The sequence below is a fragment of the Psychrobacter sp. H26 genome, from assembly GCF_059073035.1.
In genome coordinates, this window is the sequence record NZ_JCACRW010000001.1 from 568,265 (window position 1) to 587,120 (window position 18,856).

Here is an 18,856-nt window from a genome sequence, read left to right on the forward strand (position 1 = left end):
ACAGGTGTGTTATTGGGTGGTCGATAGTAAATGGGTGTAATGTTGGTATCACAGAGTGCTAGGCGTGATCTGTGCTGCTGTCATCCCACAGCATGGTATAAAGCTGAATCATTTCTTCTAAATTGGGTATGCGTGGGTTGTTATTGGGTGAGCCCGATGCAAATGCTTGCTCGCACATGGTATTGACGAGCTTGTCAAAGTCGGCTCGCTGCACACCAAACTCTGCCAATGTGGGCACATGCAATTCTTTGTTTAAGTTTTTGAGAAAGTCGATTAAACGGGTGTTGGCGTCATCATCTGTATCACTAGAGTCAGCGACGCCTAATGCACGTGCGCAGTCAGCATAGCGGTCGGGCGCACTTGAGATACCAAATTCGGTAATCGTTGGCAGTAGCATGGCATTCGATAGACCATGTGGCACATGGAAAAACGCACCGATCGGACGGCTCATACCATGTACAAGCGCAACTGAAGAGTTGCAAAAAGCGATACCAGCCAAGGTAGAGCCGAGCATCATGGTCTCGCGGGCCGTGTCATCTTTGCCGTCATGATAAGCCGTTTGGATATTGGGTCCAATCAGACGCAGTGCCGCCAATGCTTGCTGATCGCTATAGGCATTTCGTTTGGGACTGATATACGCTTCGATGGCATGAGTCATCGCGTCAATGCCTGTATCTGCAGTAGTGCGCGGCGGTACGCTAAGCGTTAGGGTATAGTCGATAATCGCTGCTATAGGCATGAAGCCCATACCCACGCACAACAGTTTTTCGTTATTGAGGTCATCAGTGATGATGGTAAAGCGAGTGACTTCTGAGCCTGTACCCGCAGTGGTTGGTATGGCGATGATAGGCAGTCCCGTCTCATCTACTTGACGAGGAAACTTATAGTCACGCATGACCCCGCCAAACTTACCCAGTATTGAGATAGCTTTGGCACTATCAATAGGGCTGCCGCCGCCTAGTGCAATAAGACCATCATAGTCCTGCGCTTTGACTTGCGAGACACCTGCGCTGATAGACATCTCAGTAGGTTCTGGAACGGTGTCCGAAAACACATCAGCGCTGATTTTCGCTTCTTTTAAAATGGCTTGGATATTATCGACATAGCCAAGTTTGACCATCATATCGTCAGTGATAATCAGGGGTTTTTTGATACCTAAACTCTTTAATATCTGCGGTAGCTTTTGGCAAGCATCGCGTCCGATCTCCATGGTCCTTGGCAGAAGGATACTGTGCGACATAGTTACTAATCCTTGTATGAATGACTTCCGTTATCAGCTTGCTAAGTTGTTTATTGGTCGTATGAGCTGCTGACAAAATAATGTATACCTAACAATTAAACTTCACATAACGATAAATATTTTCTCGTTATGTGAAAGGTAACAGAATATGTTTATGATGACAAGACGCAAAAGCATAAATTTTATCGTTATAATGAATAAATTTATTTGCTGAGCGTCAGCTAAAAGTTTTGGAGTAATTAATGAGTGAGGCTAAGAAGAAGAAAGGATCAAGTGTTGAACGTGTTTTACAGATTGTAGAGGTGTTGGCAAGCTCTCAAAGACCAATGAGTGTCAGTGATTTGTCAGAAACCCTAGAGGTGCCAGTACCCAGTATGTATCGATTATTGGATCAATTGCAGAGTCTTGGATTTATTCAATTAGACCTGCCAGGAAAGGTCACTTGCGGAAAGCGCACGTACAAGCTTGCTATGAACTTGTTGCAAAACAGTGATTTTAAAAATGAGCGATTGGCAATACTAAATGAGCTATCAGCGAAGATAGGGGAGACAGTTGGTATTGCGATTTTGCAAGACTTAGATGTGGTGTATGTTGATCGCGTCATGTCAGACTGGCCACTACAGATATTTCTACCGTCCGGTACTCATGTACCCGTGTGGGCCAGTGCCAGTGGCAAGTTGCTGCTGGCACAGCTGTCAGATGACAAATGTGAGCGCATCATTGAAAAGATGTCGATACATGCGCTTACGACCCATACCCAAACGGATAAAAAGCAACTCATGCAGACAATTGTAAAGACACGTGAGACCAAGGTGGGTATAGATAACGAAGAGTTTATTCCGGGGATGGTCGCCTGTGCGGTGATGATTCCTAATGGTGAGCAGCAAGCATTTGCTACGCTATTTACTCATGGTCCAACCGTTAGAAAAAGTATGGATGAGTTACTCAGCTATGTGCCGTTGATGCAAGAAGCCGCGAGTGAATTGTCTGTTATCTTTAACCAAAATTATGAATAGGTCAGCAGTTGATGACATTGAGTAGTTGATGACATCGGTAGTTAATAAAGCAGAGCAGTGAATTTTGATACTTTAAAAAAGTACCACTCAAGGTATAGACAACAAAGAACCCTTGTAGTATTTAATCTACAAGGGTTCTTTGTTTGTTCAAATAGTCATCAGTGCAGCTTTACCAGTCTACCAAGCTAATAGTCTACTAAGCGATGACTGGTAGAGTTACGGCTTTATTTAACAGAGTTTATATTCTTTATCATTTCAAAAAATCAGGATTCATAAAGGCAGGGTTTGGATAAGTGTAGAATCCTTCACCAGTTGCAGACCCTAGCTTGTTTTGATCGATTAATTGCTCTTTCAAATACTTAGCAGCCTTGAACCTTACCGGGTTTTGAGTGGCTTCAGCAGATATTTTGGTGATGTTGTAGGCAGTGTTGATACCGATAGTGTCCAATATGGCAAATGGACCTGACGGCGCGCCAGTGACTATCATCCACGTCTTATCTATCGTATGCGGATCGGCAACCTCTTTTGCAACCAGTTGTAAAGCTGCATCTATAAAAGGCGCTAACAAACTATTCATGATGTAGCCAGGCTGCTCTTTATCTAGCGGCGTTGCCACCATACCAATAGCAGTAGCAAAAGCAACAACATCATCAAATACTTGAGGGTCTGTGCCAGGATGTCCCATGATTTCAGCGACATTGTGCATCCAAATTTTATTGGCAAAATGAAGCGCTAAAAACTGGGCAGGGCGCCCTGTTGATTCTGCAAAATGGCTAGGAAGCAAGGTTGAAGTATTGGTGGCAAATATGGTTTTCTCTGGGGCGAGCTTGGCTAGCTTTTCATAAAATTCGATTTTGATCTTGGGGATTTCTGGAATGGCTTCAATCATGAGATCAGCATCTTTGACCGCTTCAGCTAAGTCTGAAGTATAGCTCAGATTGTCAAAGGCTTTATCTAACTGCTCCTGGGTTGCCCTCAAGTCTTTTCGAAAAGCCTTGCACATCAATTGAAATTTTGATTTTGCCTTTTCTAATACCTCGTCATTGATGTCATAAACACTGACATTAAAACCATGAAACGCGGCTTGAAAAGCGATTTGGTAGCCTAGGACGCCGCTTCCCGCGACAGTTACATTCTTATACGTCATTGTAGTCATTTCCTAAAAATAGTGGATATAAGTTGCTAGATAAATGTCTAGAACCTACAAACCTATTATTAGATTGTTTTGCGCGATTATTCAACCTTAATTTTTATCAGTGTACCGAAAGTATTACTAGTTAAGTACCCAATATGCGAACTTATCTTGACTTTTATATTGTCAAACAATTCAACAGCTTACTTTTGATATTATAATTTTTATGACTTATTTTTTTGTAGTGATTGATATCGTAACGATATTTTTAATGACTATCGATATCAAAAAACTACTAATAAAGTTATGGAGGAGGGAAAAGGGTGGTATGGGTATTAAGCCATGTATTAGTGATTCGCTACCAAATTAATGGTGATAAAAGAGTGGGCATTAGTGCTGTTGGGTAGTGATAGGCAGTCAACAAAGAGAACCATAGAATATGAGCGGGATAAAACAGGCTGAGATAAGATTATGTCTAAGTACTATGATTGGTGCGCCCACCAAGAGTAGGCTATGAGTCTAAGAGTCTTTAAAACCAACCTATACAGCAATTTTATAATTAATTTTAACAACATATTTAACAACAATTATATGTCGTTAGAATAGCGGCTCTACTATAAAAATAAGCAAATATTGCTTACAAGAAATATTGTTTATACCTATATATTTTTAATATTGACGTATATATTGAGCACGAAAAATAGAGCAGCCTTTATAATGTTAGAACTACTAGTAAAGTAGAAGCTATTAATAATTGACTTGAATGCTTACAATGTCAGAGTATTTATCAGGCCGAAAGTCGGCACTGAGAACAGTAACGTAGACAGTCTTTAGTTGAGAGGTTCCATCGCCAGTACCTATTACGCCATTCCCGACGTTATTCGAGGTGGCGGTGTTTCCCCATATATCTCCACTTTCACCATCAGTTGAACGTAATTGATAAGGTATCTTATCAGTATTGTTACCAGTACCACTCATCATGCCAGCACCATCTATATTATTATTGGATGGCATTAAGCCAATATTATAGGGTGCACCATTTGTGCAAGTGACGCCAATCGCACTAGAATTATTGCCTATGATATTGTTTCTATTTGCAGAATGAGAACCTAAATTGACGTCAGTGGTAGAGGTAACTAAACAGCTTGGAATTACGGTCGCTTGAACGGTAAATGGGAATTGATCTACTCCTAAATTACCCGTTGAGCAATCAAGGCCAGATGAGATTTCGTTAGCCTTAAACGTTAATGCGGTCTGACTACCATTGAAATCGTTGGTGTAGGTTCCGGATGTTGCGAGAGCGTTGTCATAGTTTGAGAGCAGAGAAATGTTAATAGCTACACTGCCTGAGATAAATGAGTTTTCGGCAATGGCGAGTGAGCCTGAGTTGAATTCAGAACCACTAGAATTGCGGGTACCCCAAATAGTATTTCCTGGCAATGTCATAGTAAAAGCCAAGCTTGAATCGACAGCCCCATTCTTCATGTAACGCGGAGGGTAAGTGCTGTTGTTGTTGCCACCATCTACCGCAAGACAGACCGATACATATCCTGCGGAGCCACTATTAGTGCATCTGTAGTTCAAACCCCAATATTAACAACACCACCTGAGAAAAGTGGATTTCATACCGCAGTCTTCTGCACTATATAAACCATAGCATTTAGGTGATTTTCGAATCATCAGAGTAAAAAAATTTCATGGTAATGGATAGGTTAATGATATTTCGGACACCATAATATTGAGGTGTTTATCACCCAACAAGTTATAGTTTAGATTATTGGTCTATTCTAGCATTGAAAAATTCTTTAAAATTATAATCCCTCAATGTGATATCTACGGATTTGACAGCAGAGGTCAGTATTCATCAAGCTTTGCGACAGAATTGTCAATTACAAATACGCTATCAAAATAAATGGGAAGAAAAACCATCGCAATTTTGCAGTCAACCGTATTACCAAGGCAGTAGTCATAAATAAGCCAATACCTGACTGAGTAGGTCGAGATGCCTTTTCATTACTGAATCTGCGCAAACTAGGTAGGTTAGAGCCGACCGATGACACCCAAATTAAACTAGTTTTAAAGGTGCAAAGGTATGCCTGTCAGCATCTTTACGAGCGTCCATTATCGATAGATCAGAAGATTACTATTATCGATGACACTTGGAAACAAGTCAGCGCTACAGTTGCTCATACTACTCGTCTGCAAGATTGGCTGGTAAGTATGTCGCAATTGTCCGTCGTCATTGAACCATTAGAGCTAAAGGTAGTTATTCTTGAGCGCCTAGAAAGTGGGATGCAGCTTTATAACCGTAATTGATGATTTCACTTTAAAGAGGAGCTGAGTATGACAGCAGATAGTATTTGTACAGATAAACAGACTACAAAAAACGATATTAACGAAGAACGTAGTGATGAGCTTCAGATAAAGCCCATACCTTTAGCTACTTTATATACGCCACAATCAGATAGCTACCTCTTGTCTGAGGTTGGGTTTATTGTTATCGAAGATGGCTGGGATGAGCAGTCACTGCTAGCGTTAAAGCAACAAGTCGGTTGCACATTGTTTGCGTTACAAATCACAGATAAGCGAATTGATAGATTCGAAGTAATAGACGGGATCATTATTTGCAAAGTGGATGAAGTCGGGCAGGTAATAACCGTATTTGAATCAGTACTATCTGATCGGGATAAGGTTGGTATAGATGTTAGTGATATCAAAACATCCTGCGGGGCTGAAAAGACTGCTAAATTTATACAGAATACTGTAACTGGTCAGCCAGACTCAGAACAAGTAAAGCATGCCGTTAATCATCTGCTCAATCAAATTCCTGAAGGTCTTAGTACTCAGTATATGATGCTTGATATTGAAAGCGATCATAAGCTATCTCTTGATGAGTTTTTTAGTATCACAACTGCTGTTGAAAGTCGGATTGCTGATGATGCAGAAGTGTTTTACGGCAATAGGATAATTGATAAGTCTAACAATTATTGGATGGGGGCGATATATGTGGCTGGTTAGCGTGGCAGGTAGGCAAATGCTCATTAATTAAATCGTAAGGAGTGCAGAAAATGACAATGACAGATAAAGGTTTATTTGATGATTTTATCCAAGCTCAAGATGCTATCTATTCACAAGTGATTGAAGAGCTGACCCAAGGACATAAACGTACACATTGGATGTGGTTTATTTTTCCACAGGTGAAAGGGTTAGGGCACAGTGTAAGAGCTCGACGATTTGCAATAGAAAGTCTGGAGCAAGCGAAAGCGTATTTGCAGCATGAGGTCCTTGGAGCACGGTTAATAGAGTGCGCTGAATTATTACTATTGCACCCTGAAAAAAGCGCTTTAGATATCTTTGGTTCACCGGACAATCTGAAGCTGCAGTCTTCGCTAACGTTGTTTGCCTTTGCCGCTGGTAACAAATGTGTATTTGAGCAGCTTTTATACCAGTTCTTTGCTGGTAGTTACGATATAAATACTATAGAAATATTAAAGCAAATCAATGACCAGTAATCTAAGTAAACAAAACTGAATAAGATTTAACCAGCACTAAAACCAGCACTAAAATTTGATACTTCTAACCATTTTAGAAAACATTAATTATCAGTGAGTATAACGATGAAATACCATATGGACGAATCGTATATAGATGAAACACCTAATGCATTCCTATACCAACAAATTATGGATCGTTACCCTAAGTCTGTTATTGGTTGTTTTATTATCAGCGAGGATTGGAATGAGCAGGCGCTACTAGAGCTAAAAGAGAAGTCAGAAGCTTGGTTTTTAGTGGAATTGCAAATAGATGATATGGATTTTGATCGCTTAGATATTATAGAGGGCATTGTTAGGTGTCAGCCTGAAGACGTAAATCAAGTAGTTAAGTTATTGAATATTAGTCCACGTGGCTCAATAGCTATCGATGTTATCGATATCAAAAGTTTATTCGAAAGAGAGAAATCATATAAATTTACTCAAACTCATGTAGCAGATGGATTTGAGACAGATATGGCAAAAAAAGCAGCAAATGAGATCGTTAGTCAGCTCCCTAAAAATCCTAATATCAAAGGGCTATTGTTAGGTATAGAGAGTAGCGTAAGCCCTTCATTAGATAGTACTGCTTATATAATAGATTTTATTGAAAAGAGTATTATGACTGATGAATTATATATGGACTCCTGCACAAGTATGAGCGATGAGCCTAACTCTTTTCGATTAAGGGCAATGTATGCTGAGACGTAGGTATAGGCTCAGATCTAAGTGTTAGTCTATAATTAAAGGACTACTCTTTATATTTCCAACTCTCTTGGTTTAATGGCATTTGGTTGAGTAAATCCGTCTAGATCGCCAATCGGGCATGTGAGTGTCGAGCAGGGCCTTAAATCTATCGTTGTGCTGCCTTTCTTTGAAGTGTAGCAATTCATGCAAGATAATATATTCCAAACAAAGCAGTGGTTTTTTGGCCAGGTCTAAGTTAAGCCGTATACTGCCTTCTTCTATATTACAGCTGCCCCATTTGGTCTTCATTTTTTGGATTTGCCAATCGCTGATAGTGACGCCAGTTTTCTTCGAACATTTATCGATAAGATCGAGTGCTTTAGCTTTTAGTCGGCCACGATAGTATTCAGTCAATAGCTTAAGTTTTACTTCATCAGATAGCCCTGTATTTACAGTTAGGATAAGCTTACTGCTCTTTAGTTTGATTGTCTGAGATTTGAGGGTATCACTCTCAATCGCTTCAAGTCGGTAGCGTCTGCCCCATAGATAATGCGTTTCACCATTTACCATCTCTCGAGCCGATTGGAGCTCTTACTTGGTAAAGGTAGCCTGCTGATGCCTAATCCAAGGTATACGGTAGATAACAGCCATGCGAATGGCCGTCTCAGTCATGTTATCAGGTGGCATCACACTAATATGTAGGTTTTTAATATCTTTGCGAGTCAGATTTATATCTAACTCACCAATCTTAATAAGGGCTGACTGAACAATCACTGATATTTCTGCTGTGCTTTAACCAAGTCAATCAACGCTTCGATATCGATATCAATTTGATACTCGGAGACGGTCTGATGTACAGCATTTGTGATTCGCCGTTCCTTAATTAGATGACCTTGCCAATCTGCTTGTTTACTGAGCCTAATAGCAGCGTCTACTTTATCTGTTAAGTCCTCATTTTGATCCAAGTTGTCATATAGTGCGCGCTTAGTAGGAGTGTTAATAGTCTCAGGATACGAGTCACCGCTTGCTGTGCCAGTCGGATTGATTACTTTACACGTTAACTGCGACATTGATGTTAGAACATTTTAGCTCAATGATGCCTAAAGCAAACTCGTTGACGTAAAGGACGATATCATGGATTTTTTTTGTTCTTTCTAGTAATTGAGATTTTCTCAGCAATAGCAAAGTCATTGGCGTCGACGTTATTCCAATCAATAAGGCTGATGTTCTCGAATCGTTCGCTTGCGTCTTCCTTTTCCTTAACGCCGTAGGCTACTAACGAGTGCGGCAGCCTGTTGATAGCGCATCATCTTAAGATAGGGCAACCCTTACGGGCGGCCAGCTATTGCTCTAATAGCTCAGCTTCGATATTGCAGTTGTTGGCTTGATCTTTAAATTCACCCAAATAGCGATAGCCTAGCATATTAGTGAAAAAGCGTGCGACACGGTTTTGCATGAGTCTTTCTATAACGTTGACATTACTCATTCTCAATACTCCTCAATGAATTACAAGTTTGAGTAAGCTGACTAATCACATCATCTACCGTTGTTAATGAGCTAACCTCATAGCCTGTTTCGTCGTCTGTGATATGTTTGCGTTGAAGTCCATTGATTTCAAGTATATCAGTAACTTTTTGAGGGTAATCGTTCAATGAGCTATTTTTAAACAGCACTATAAAGTTGTTTGGCTCTTTCAAAATTTCGAAGTGATATTCATTTCCTGCATATCGCCAACCTTCTATTTTTAGGCTGGCAGGTATGGTACTAGTCATTACTTCCTGGTAATTAAGGTCTTGGAAGGGTTGTATCAAGGATTTGTCTTGGTTCAGTTTGATTCCAATAACACGGGTATAAAGCTCATATTGCGTATGGTTGCGTTGGGCTTCTTTAAATAAAACAAACTCATCATCATTCCTAAGAATGAACCCTTGCTTACAATCCTTGAAGAGCTCAGGATGTTGTATCAGATGTTCGCGCCATTTAACTAAACTATTATTAGCCAGCGCTTTGTCACAGATTTTTTGTAGCGAATATCTAACATTATTAACGTCGAAGTCGGTATCGTCTAATACAGCTTTTACATATGACTGTCTTTCTTCGATTTTGGCACTTGTTTTTTCTCGCTTCATATAAGCAGAGCCAATACGTAGTAGTCTTTTCCAACTATGATCACGATCGATATTATGTTTAGTAGAGCGACTGCTTAATAAGTTATAACGATCGTACCCTTTTTTAGTAAAGTATACTCCCTTACTTAGTACAGCGCGTTCCCATACATAGCCAATGTCTGAGGAGTTTTGTTGAAGTAGGTCAAAAATGGCTCTCGCTGACTGGGCGTATTTCTCAAAATGAGTAAAATATATGCTGTTTTGATCTACTTCCCACTTACAATCACCATGCTCTCTGTAATATTCTAAAATACCTGAAAAATTCAGTAGGAAACCGATTTGACCGTTAAAGAATTGATGTTTCTTATCACTATCAAAAAATGGCTGCTTTTCAGCTTCTAGAATCGCCTGTTTCCACTGATCTGATCTTAATATCAAATGTGCTTTAATCTTTTCTTCAACAAGCTGATCTTCTGAGATTCTACTCAAGGCTAACCCAGGTCTATGAGTTAGCGTATATAAAATAGGAGAGTTAAACCCACTTAGTTTTTCAATGGATAGCAGAGCTTCTAAGAAGTCTTTTGAAGTATTAAAAATAGTATTTTCAGTTAAGTTATAAATGACACGTACCCATTCAACAAGCTCAGATTGAATATCATCAGCATTAACGCTGTTAGCTGATCTGAGCTTTTTTGAAAGAAAACGATAAAAAGCATAGAATCGTAGCTTTTCGGGATAACTGGTATCATCTGCTAGTACTTTTTTGAACATAGATACTTCTGAATAATGTGTCTCATTATATGTGTCAGGTAAGTAAGTTTTGAGATGATGGTTATGATCGTCATTTAAATCTAGTAAGTCTAAAAGATGAATGAACTTAGTTACAAAATCAGGTGTAAAACAATTTAATTCAATGTACTGAGCTATTGTTAAGTGCTGCAACTTGGCTTTTTGTGCAAAAAAAGTATTGAGCCTATCTTCAATTTTACTATCATTGTTCTTAGTATCGATAATATATTGGTATATTATGATTAAGCGAATGAAGTTCATAAGCTCATCATCATAGGTATCAGGATTATCACCAACAGTCCGATACGTCCAAAATAGATCTGCCCAGTCTGTATCTATCTTATGAATGAAATACTCATAAGCATTAACCTTATTCTCTCTAAATTTTAAATTATAATTAGTTGCATCTTCAGAGAAGGATTTGATAATCTGTTGCAGATTAGCTTTGAAGTTTTCAAATAGAGTGAGGGGCTTGCCTCGCGCGTTCATTTTGATATACAGCTCGTCAGATAACCCAAACTTACTTAATGATAGGAACTGAAAAGTGATATAAGGGTTATTGCTATCCATCATCCGTAGGTATAAATCGCTATCACAGCATTCAAACCTGTTTTCAAGCGCCTTTAACATATTTAGGCAGGCTTGTACGGTCGGATCTTGTCTCCAAGCTGAGAAAAACCAAGTACTGTCACTGATTAACTCGTGAATACTATAGTTGTGTTTGCTGGCTATTTTATGATATCGCTGTTCAATGTCATCATTCGATACTAAAGCATCAAAAAATTCAGATGAGCTTGGTCGGGTTTTGTACGTAAAGCGAGACTTATTATCTTGGCTAAATCGCTCTTTGAACTTTACTAGGTGTTTATGCTTTACAGCCAAAAACCAATGTAATAAGAACAATGTTGTTAGGCGTTGCTGACCATCCAACACTGAAAGTGTATTGTGATTATCGATATCACCATATACAAAATCTAAATTTAATGTCTGTTTATCGCTATTAGTTTTATCTATAGTAAGCGCTGAGAATAAAGAGTTTAAAAAAGTATCTCGAACCTCTGATTGCTCTTGACGCCCCTGTGCATAGTCACGTTGAATAATCGGAATCTCGACAATACTAACTTTATCGAACAGCTCGCTAAAGGTTAACTTTTCTCCATTTTCCATTATTGAGCTCCAGATTTTGCAAAAAATTCAGTCATGGTGTTTATCATTGCTTCTTGATGGTCATCTCTATCATTTGAATTCCAGTAAAGCATCTTGTCTATATTTGTACTGTAATACTTCAAAAAAGCATTTTTGGTGCATAAAGGAACATATATGGCTTTTTTATCTAGCTCAATAATATGCTTTCGTTTTATAGGAAAGATTGCATTTTTATAGCTGCGATTGGTATGACTATCAAGCAAAGTTAGGTTGCCGATAGAATTATCTACTATCTCCTCATCATTTGGGTCGTAGAGTTTTATGATGTGTTTATAGATATCTTCGAAAGACTTTTGATTGAATGTCTTGGCTTGTAAGATCTGATTAATGTCATTACTAATAGATAATATTTCGTTATTATTATCTGTAGCGTCTTTTACATCAGTCTGTGAGTGTTTTAAGTATTCTTTGACGTCTTTTAGCCAACTCTTTTGACTATTTATATTGTCAGGCATGTCTGAGGTTACTGAGCGTATGTGCTCAACATCCCAGCTTTCACGCTTGAATCTATCAAATTGAAAACGTGAATTTGATTTGGAGTTACTAAGTAGGCTTACGATATTGAATAACAGTAGAATACGGCGGAGTTCTTTTAAGTATTTAGTATCGTAAGTAAGCTCTGATGATAGATAGTAGTTTATGCGTTGTTGAGTATCATCGTTAGATAATGTGGTATAAGACTTATGATTAAATGAAAGCTCAAATATCTCGCTGATAAGTTTTTTACGGAAATCTTGTTTGTTTTGACTCTTTTGGCTTATCGTTATAACACTATTTATCTTTACTCCTTCGGTGATTAGAAAACCAATAAGATGGAATAACTCGCGATCATTAAACCATTCTTCTAAAGTCATAAAGAGCCGTTTGATATTTAGCCATTCTTGAGCTACGTTTACCTCATTAGCGTTAAGTAGATTATTGAACAGTAAAAAAGTTTTCAGTTTGTCACTGTCTTCTATGCCCGTGCTATCTAGCGATGTCGCGTATAGGTTAAGTAGTAACTCAATCCTATTGGATTCGAGATCATCATTATTTAAAAAGTACCAAAACGCATCGTCTTGAAAGCTTTTTTCGATCGAGTCCCACTCTTGAGAGATTGTAAACTGTTTAAGGTTTTGAAGATGATGAAGATTTTCATCGTCAGATGTTGAGGGTAGACAGAAATTACTAGCTTTCAAGAACAGCGCTTTTATAAGCTCAGCATTAACGAGGGGGATCTTACCTATATTAAGTCTAGAGAAGACCTCAGTTGACTTTTCAAAGTCACCTAATTCGTACCATATAACTTTGACACTTCTATTATCTAGATTTAATAGAGGGGTTTGTATGGATTCATACTTATCTATTTCTTTTTGACTTTTAAACCATGATTCAACAGCTTTTTTAGCTTCGTAAATATGAAAGAAATCGATGTTATTTTCGTGTTGATTTGGCTCAATATTTTTCAAAAATCGAGCTGAATCTTTTCTTGTTTCATAGCTAATATGATATCGAGATATGTTCTCTTCATTATTAGCTTCCAATAAGCACGTTAAAATAATGTAAATAGTGGTTAAGCGCTGCTGTCCATCAACAACTTCCCAAGTCTTGTCATCTTTTTGCTTTACGACAATAGGTTGTAAACAATAAAACGATTCATCCTTATTATTTCTGGATTTCAAATAATACTCTTTTATATCGTCCAATAAGTCAGTCACTTGCTGCTCTTTCCAGCGGTAACCACGTTGATAAGCAGGAATGTAGAACCTCTTTTGCAATAAACTACCAATGGTTTTTAACGTTAATGTATTATCCGACATTCCTAGATCCTTATTATTATAATTTTAATGCTCCAACTGCACTTTGCCAGTCAAACCCTAATTTTCACAAAGCCATCTGGAAAAATCTTATTATTAGCAATTTTTGGTATAAGCCTTATATAAATAGGCTTAGATAGATTACTAATACTGTGTGTTCATATTTTGATTAGTGATCAGTATATCTACAAATTCTATTTATAAACCCGTAATACTATAGGTAATCACATCTAATATTCTTTAAATATATACATATAAGTTAATTATGCAAAAGCTCAAAATAGCTGGCTTGACTATCAATAAGCGTGTAATAGTACACTTAGTCTGTCGTGCACTCAATATGGCAATTAAGAGTAGACGACCCATCCAAGAGCTGATTTGGCATTCTGACAGACTCAGTCATTACCATAGCCATCAAAGATATTGTTAAGTATATTGAGCTTGATTATGAGTAAACTAGAGTTAAAAAAGGTTTAAGTTGTAAATCGCCAAAACAAGTATGGTTTGATTACTATCGTCAGGCTGCGTAACTAAAATAGTCCAAGTCCAAGTTTAACTTTAAGAATTTGATGGCAGGGGTCATAACTACACATTAACAAAAGTTGATCTTGTTTAACTGTGGATCCTTATCCTGCACAGTTATTGTTTACTTATCAATTATCCTGGATTTGTGCAAATTAATTGATAAGTAAACAATAATTGTATATGGTTACATTTTTTTAGGCACTGCGACATTTGTAAGCCATTGCACCATTACGCATTAGAAAGGGGGTATAAAATCACTAGTAATTCTTTTTATGTAGTTGTAATCCGTATGAGTGCTAACTAATGACATGAAAGTAAAAATATTTAATAGTTTTGACTGAACTACTAGCCTATTAATACAAGAAGCTTTATAACCTTACTATGCAAGTATAAAAGCTAGTTGTTCATTAGCAATGGAGTATTGTGTGAACGCCCCACAGATAGCAGTGATTATTGCGACCAAAAACAGACCTAGTCTACTAAAACAACGAGCTATAAACTCAGTATTAAATCAGTCCATATCACCGAGCTATATTATTGTTGTAGACGATTCTGCTGACCAAAACCAGTGTCAAAACAGACTGATAGTCGAATCTATCCCACCAACTAATTGCCATATTAAATATTTATTAAACCAGCGAACTGTCGGTGCTAGTGGAGCATGGAATACGGCAATAGAATACCTTAGCAACGAACAAAAACAGGATTTCAGTTCACTATTTTTAGCATTTCTTGACGATGATGATGAATGGCATCCTAACTACTTAGAAAACTGCAAATCGCTAGCAATCACACAGCATTGCAATATGGTGGCAGCTGGATTTTACCGCTATGAAGATAATGAACAACAGCCTATCAAATGTATACCTCCTGACTCACTAAATGAAGAGCTGTTCTTGTGCGGAAATCCAGGTATTCAAGGTTCTAACCTATTCTTATCACTAGATATTATGTTGATGGCAGGCGGTTTTGATGAGCAGCTATCAAGTTGCACTGATCGAGATTTGTGTATACGCCTTTGTGAGTTAGACGCAACACGCTACTGCAATATAAAAAAACTACTACTAAATCACTATGCTGATAGTGACCGTCAACGCCTTAGTACACCAAACTCACTAGCCAAGAATAATGGATTGGCAGTTTTTTGGCAGAAATACCATGGACGTATGAGCGCTGATCAAAGTAACGCGTTCCTTGAACGCGCACAGCGCCTATTTTTCTGGCAGCCAGAAGCCTTACCAAAACCAATACTAAAACAGGAATCTCAAATCGCATTAACTCTTGGCGTTGAATTAGGAAGTCTTTTATTTAACCAATTAGAGCGAGCTATTGAAAAAATTCATCATTTAGGTCAAAAAAGTCTGGTTAGCTTCAATATCGTTTTGACCACAACTAAAAAATTAGATCAGATTGATTTGCGTGCGTTTATTGAGCGGATGAATCAACTGGGAGTTACTTGCTATAATTTATGCCCTCAGCAAACGTGTATTGAAACAGCCACAGCATTTGTTGCCAAAGAAACTATTGGTAATAGCGCATGGGTATTAAGAGATGGTGACTTTCAAAAGCAACGGTCTATTGAAAGCGAGAACGATTTATCAACAATACTAATGGACTTAGGCGCTCGTCATTTATGTACTAACCGCTGTAATAAGCTCTTTATTAAACCGCATGCGACACTCATTAATAGAATAAAACAATGCCGCATTGATGCAGCTAATGATCGTATTAGAAGGCTATTTGGTATTCACGAGCTTCTACTACTTGGTATCGGCTCTGAAGCTGTTGTTATGACAGATGGTCAGCGTATTTTTAAATGCATTGACTATTGGAAAACCCACATACCTACTGAGCAAATCAAATTTTTAAAATGGTTCAGTTCACAACAGTACAATCTACCTGGTTTGTATACCCTTGACGAAGTTATATCAGATGGAAAAACTGTGGTACTCACTTATCCTTTTGAAAATAGTCACCCTTATCAAGGTGGCAACTGCGAACAAGTGATTGATTTGCTACACAGTTGCAGCAAAGCAGGAATTGTATGCAATAACATGCACCCGAAAAACTTAATAAAAACCCAGGGTGAAGTGAAACTGATTGATTATGGCGCGGATATTCGCCCATGGAATGAATTAGGGTTCGAACACATGGCTCGGAGGGCTTATCTGACTATTCATCATGTGGATCATCCAAATCTCAAGCACTTAATGCGCCAATCTTTGCATACAATAAATTTCCCAGAAATGCAGGGCTATCAAGCATTTCGTCAAAAATTAACTGGTATTGATTGTAACCTCAAACAAACACAGGAGGCATGGCTGCCATTTGCCCCACTAGAAAAACCATCCAAGCCATTTGCTATAACTATTGGTGTGATTACCGGTGATGCGCATAAGTTATTGCCATTATTAAATAGTATTGCTGATCTTGCACAATGTGATTTTTTATCCAGTATAAACTCCATAGTACTATGCAACGGTTGCTCAGATACTTCTGTGAAAGAAACGCTTTCATTCAGCAAAAGGCCATTGGGTGATATAAAAATAATAAGCGAAACACAACAGATAGAAGATGCTGCAAGCGGCCTATTTAGTTCCGACTTAGCAAAAAGACCAAAAGGTCAGGTGGGAATTGCACATGCACGGAGCATGCTGCAAAAATATGTTGGTTTAAAATGTACAATGACTCCAAATAACTATGCTTGGATCCTCGATGACGATATGCGTTTAGATGCCCGAGCCAAACAGTTTCTAGCTTGGCTACCAGTGTTTAAGCAAGCAGATGTCGATGTAGTGATCGGACAATACGAAGGCTCATCGCCTAATCCTCCATTAAATGGTCTACGTGGCCAATTGGTAGATCTGCTTCATAACTTACGCTGGCTTGATAAACTACCAAACAATATCGAATTGCCTGATCGCAGCCACGAAAATACAATACTTCGAGATAAGTATCCTGATTATTACTATGACTTATCTCGTAAACATACGGCTCATATCGAAGCACCATTTTGGCTTGAGCCCGCCTACAAAGGTGAAAGCGTCACTGAAGCTCGCTCTCGATTGATTGCACATGCGCCTTTATTGGTCACGGGCTTCCCGCTCACTCGTGGTATTGTTCCAGCATGTTCAACATCTCCATTAGCTGCAGCAAAAGATACGGTAAACCGTGGAGGCAACACCTTTGTACTAAACGCTAAAGCCTTAATACAAACGCCTAACCTAATTTTTAAGATTAACGGCCGTGAAGCTCGCCGTTCAGACATGGTCTGGGCAATAGTCAATAAACATTACCATGGACTAACTATTAAAAGTGCGCCATTTCCTGTTCAACATACTGGGCGCATACAGCACGAACCAATTTTGAATTTAAGTAAAGTACAGGATGAAATCATGGGATCGGCATTGTATGCTGGGCTGCAAGAATTTCTACGAAACAACGAACGACATAACTTGGTCTTTACTGATATTGAGATTAGCCAGGTATGGAAAGCAACCAAATCAGAATACAACACTCGTCTTTCACGTTTAAGGCTCAGTTTTTACCGAATCAATGGTTTAACGCAAGCTTTATCCAAATATCCAGAACTAAGCGAGTTGTATAAATACTTGGCTAGCTCGTTTAACCCAGATACTTTTACTAAATTAGAAACCCAAGTTCAACAAATGAACGAGTGCCATATTTACGAATTTTTAAATCAAATAGTGCCGCAGAGTAACCGCTTTGCAAAAGCACATCAGAAAACCCTCGAGAGAATAGAATAAAATGCCTTTTAAAGATTACTGCGAACTCCCAACACTACACGGCACATTTAGAATGTACGATACTGGCAACGAAATGTTACGAGTAGTCACCTTTGGTGATATCAATAAACTAGAAAGTAAACCAATACTGCGATTACATTCTTCTTGCCTAGCCTCTGAAGTATTTGAAGCAAGGGACTGTGACTGTGCCGACCAATTGCGCGAATCCATGAAGATAATGGCACACAACGGAAGTGGGATAATTTTCCACTTACATCAAGAAGGCCGTGGACAGGGCCTTTCTAATAAGATTCAAGCAGTATACAAAATGCAGAGTGAAGCTTTAGATGTAGCAGAGTCATTTGAGGCACTGGGTTTAGAACAAGACGTTCGCGACTATGCACCAGCTATAAATGTGCTAAAAGGAATGGAAATAAAACAAGTGCGCTTGGTATCAAACAACCCACGTAAACGACGCGCACTAGAACAAGCAGGAATCGAAGTAGAACTACTTAATACACATCCACAAATAAGGCCTGAAAATATAGATTACTTGAAAAGTAAAAACGAAAAATTGGGGCACTGTCTGCCTTTAGGTGTCGAATATGACAATATTAACTCTATTTTATTTTACCATTCAGACCAAACCTGGGGAGAGCTTTCTAACTTTTCAAAACATGCCATATATCTGCATAATAAAATTTGGCCGACAACAGAGCACTTTTACCAAGCACAAAAATTTAGAGATCATACATTGCAAGAGCGCATACGCTGTGCAGCAAGTCCTATGTTAGCCAAACAAATGGCTAAGCAGTTAGAATCACAACACCTAAAACCTAACTGGCATAACATGAAGGAAGATATAATGCTGCAAGCACTTACAGCCAAATTTACTCAGAACCCTGAACTTGAAGCGTTATTATTATCAACCCAGCAATATCACATAGCCGAACATACGATCAATGACAGTTATTGGGGCGATGCAGAAGATGGTAGTGGCTTGAATCGGTTAGGTGAACTGTTAATGCAATTGCGTAATCAGCTACAGTTCAATAAAGAAGCGCAACTATGTGCGGAATAG

At 38.5% G+C, this 18,856-nt stretch carries 17 protein-coding genes; 7 read left to right on the forward strand and 10 right to left on the reverse strand.

Annotation, left to right across the window (positions count from 1 at the left end; all coding sequences use genetic code 11):
• Positions 1–58 precede the first annotated feature (58 nt).
• Entirely contained in the window at positions 59–1,240 is a 1,182-nt protein-coding gene (locus AC5JPT_RS02355) for an iron-containing alcohol dehydrogenase (RefSeq protein ID WP_493856952.1), read from the reverse strand.
• A gap of 242 nt (positions 1,241–1,482) precedes the next feature.
• Here AC5JPT_RS02355 and AC5JPT_RS02360 point away from each other — a divergent pair, with 242 nt between their 5' ends.
• Positions 1,483–2,256 carry an IclR family transcriptional regulator gene (locus AC5JPT_RS02360; RefSeq protein WP_493856953.1) on the forward strand — a complete coding sequence of 258 codons (774 nt, stop codon included), beginning with the start codon at positions 1,483–1,485 and terminating at the stop codon, positions 2,254–2,256.
• A 250-nt stretch (positions 2,257–2,506) separates the two neighbouring features.
• Here AC5JPT_RS02360 and AC5JPT_RS02365 read toward each other — a convergent pair whose 3' ends face one another.
• Both AC5JPT_RS02365 and AC5JPT_RS02370 read right to left on the reverse strand, forming a co-directional pair.
• Positions 2,507–3,403, reverse strand: a complete 897-nt coding sequence (locus AC5JPT_RS02365) for a 3-hydroxyacyl-CoA dehydrogenase (RefSeq protein ID WP_443526617.1) — start codon at positions 3,401–3,403, stop codon at positions 2,507–2,509.
• 732 nt (positions 3,404–4,135) lie between these two features.
• Positions 4,136–4,972, reverse strand: a complete 837-nt coding sequence (locus AC5JPT_RS02370; protein WP_493856954.1) for a Csu type fimbrial protein — start codon at positions 4,970–4,972, stop codon at positions 4,136–4,138.
• A 498-nt stretch (positions 4,973–5,470) separates the two neighbouring features.
• Here AC5JPT_RS02370 and AC5JPT_RS02375 point away from each other — a divergent pair, with 498 nt between their 5' ends.
• The 4 genes from AC5JPT_RS02375 (at position 5,471) to AC5JPT_RS02390 (ending at position 7,629) form a co-directional block, all read left to right on the forward strand.
• A complete protein-coding gene (locus tag AC5JPT_RS02375; RefSeq protein ID WP_493856955.1) occupies positions 5,471–5,704 on the forward strand; it encodes a WCX domain-containing protein in 234 nt (77 codons plus the stop codon).
• Positions 5,705–5,731: 27 nt separating this feature from the next.
• Complete coding sequence (locus AC5JPT_RS02380; protein WP_493856956.1) at positions 5,732–6,406, forward strand: hypothetical protein; 675 nt, start codon at positions 5,732–5,734, stop codon at positions 6,404–6,406.
• 50 nt (positions 6,407–6,456) lie between these two features.
• Positions 6,457–6,900 (forward strand): DUF1810 domain-containing protein, encoded by a 444-nt coding sequence (locus AC5JPT_RS02385; protein WP_493856957.1) that lies wholly within the window; start codon positions 6,457–6,459, stop codon positions 6,898–6,900.
• A 117-nt stretch (positions 6,901–7,017) separates the two neighbouring features.
• Complete coding sequence (locus AC5JPT_RS02390; RefSeq protein WP_493856958.1) at positions 7,018–7,629, forward strand: hypothetical protein; 612 nt, start codon at positions 7,018–7,020, stop codon at positions 7,627–7,629.
• Positions 7,630–7,698: 69 nt separating this feature from the next.
• Here the strand turns inward: AC5JPT_RS02390 and AC5JPT_RS02395 are convergent, their stop codons facing one another.
• The 7 genes from AC5JPT_RS02395 to AC5JPT_RS02425 form a co-directional block, all read right to left on the reverse strand.
• On the reverse strand, positions 7,699–8,175 hold the full coding sequence (locus AC5JPT_RS02395; protein ID WP_493856959.1) for a M48 family metallopeptidase: 477 nt from the start codon (positions 8,173–8,175) through the stop codon (positions 7,699–7,701).
• A gap of 21 nt (positions 8,176–8,196) precedes the next feature.
• Positions 8,197–8,379, reverse strand: a complete 183-nt coding sequence (locus AC5JPT_RS02400; protein ID WP_493856960.1) for a hypothetical protein — start codon at positions 8,377–8,379, stop codon at positions 8,197–8,199.
• Complete coding sequence (locus AC5JPT_RS02405; protein WP_493856961.1) at positions 8,376–8,675, reverse strand: hypothetical protein; 300 nt, start codon at positions 8,673–8,675, stop codon at positions 8,376–8,378. Before AC5JPT_RS02405 ends, AC5JPT_RS02400 begins: the two co-directional genes overlap by 4 nt.
• 62 nt (positions 8,676–8,737) lie before the next feature.
• Complete coding sequence (locus AC5JPT_RS02410; protein ID WP_493858416.1) at positions 8,738–8,905, reverse strand: type I restriction endonuclease; 168 nt, start codon at positions 8,903–8,905, stop codon at positions 8,738–8,740.
• 42 nt (positions 8,906–8,947) lie between these two features.
• Positions 8,948–9,091, reverse strand: a complete 144-nt coding sequence (locus AC5JPT_RS02415; protein ID WP_493856962.1) for a hypothetical protein — start codon at positions 9,089–9,091, stop codon at positions 8,948–8,950.
• Positions 9,084–11,669 (reverse strand): GmrSD restriction endonuclease domain-containing protein, encoded by a 2,586-nt coding sequence (locus tag AC5JPT_RS02420; protein ID WP_493856963.1) that lies wholly within the window; start codon positions 11,667–11,669, stop codon positions 9,084–9,086. Before AC5JPT_RS02420 ends, AC5JPT_RS02415 begins: the two co-directional genes overlap by 8 nt.
• Positions 11,669–13,507, reverse strand: a complete 1,839-nt coding sequence (locus AC5JPT_RS02425) for a DUF262 domain-containing protein (protein ID WP_493856964.1) — start codon at positions 13,505–13,507, stop codon at positions 11,669–11,671. Before AC5JPT_RS02425 ends, AC5JPT_RS02420 begins: the two co-directional genes overlap by 1 nt.
• Positions 13,508–14,454: 947 nt before the next feature.
• On the opposite strand from AC5JPT_RS02425, the gene AC5JPT_RS02430 reads away from it, so the two are divergent.
• Positions 14,455–17,796 (forward strand): glycosyltransferase family 2 protein, encoded by a 3,342-nt coding sequence (locus AC5JPT_RS02430; RefSeq protein WP_493856965.1) that lies wholly within the window; start codon positions 14,455–14,457, stop codon positions 17,794–17,796.
• A gap of 1 nt (position 17,797) precedes the next feature.
• Positions 17,798–18,856 carry a riboflavin biosynthesis intermediates N-glycosidase gene (gene ybiA, locus AC5JPT_RS02435; RefSeq protein ID WP_493856966.1) on the forward strand — a complete coding sequence of 353 codons (1,059 nt, stop codon included), beginning with the start codon at positions 17,798–17,800 and terminating at the stop codon, positions 18,854–18,856.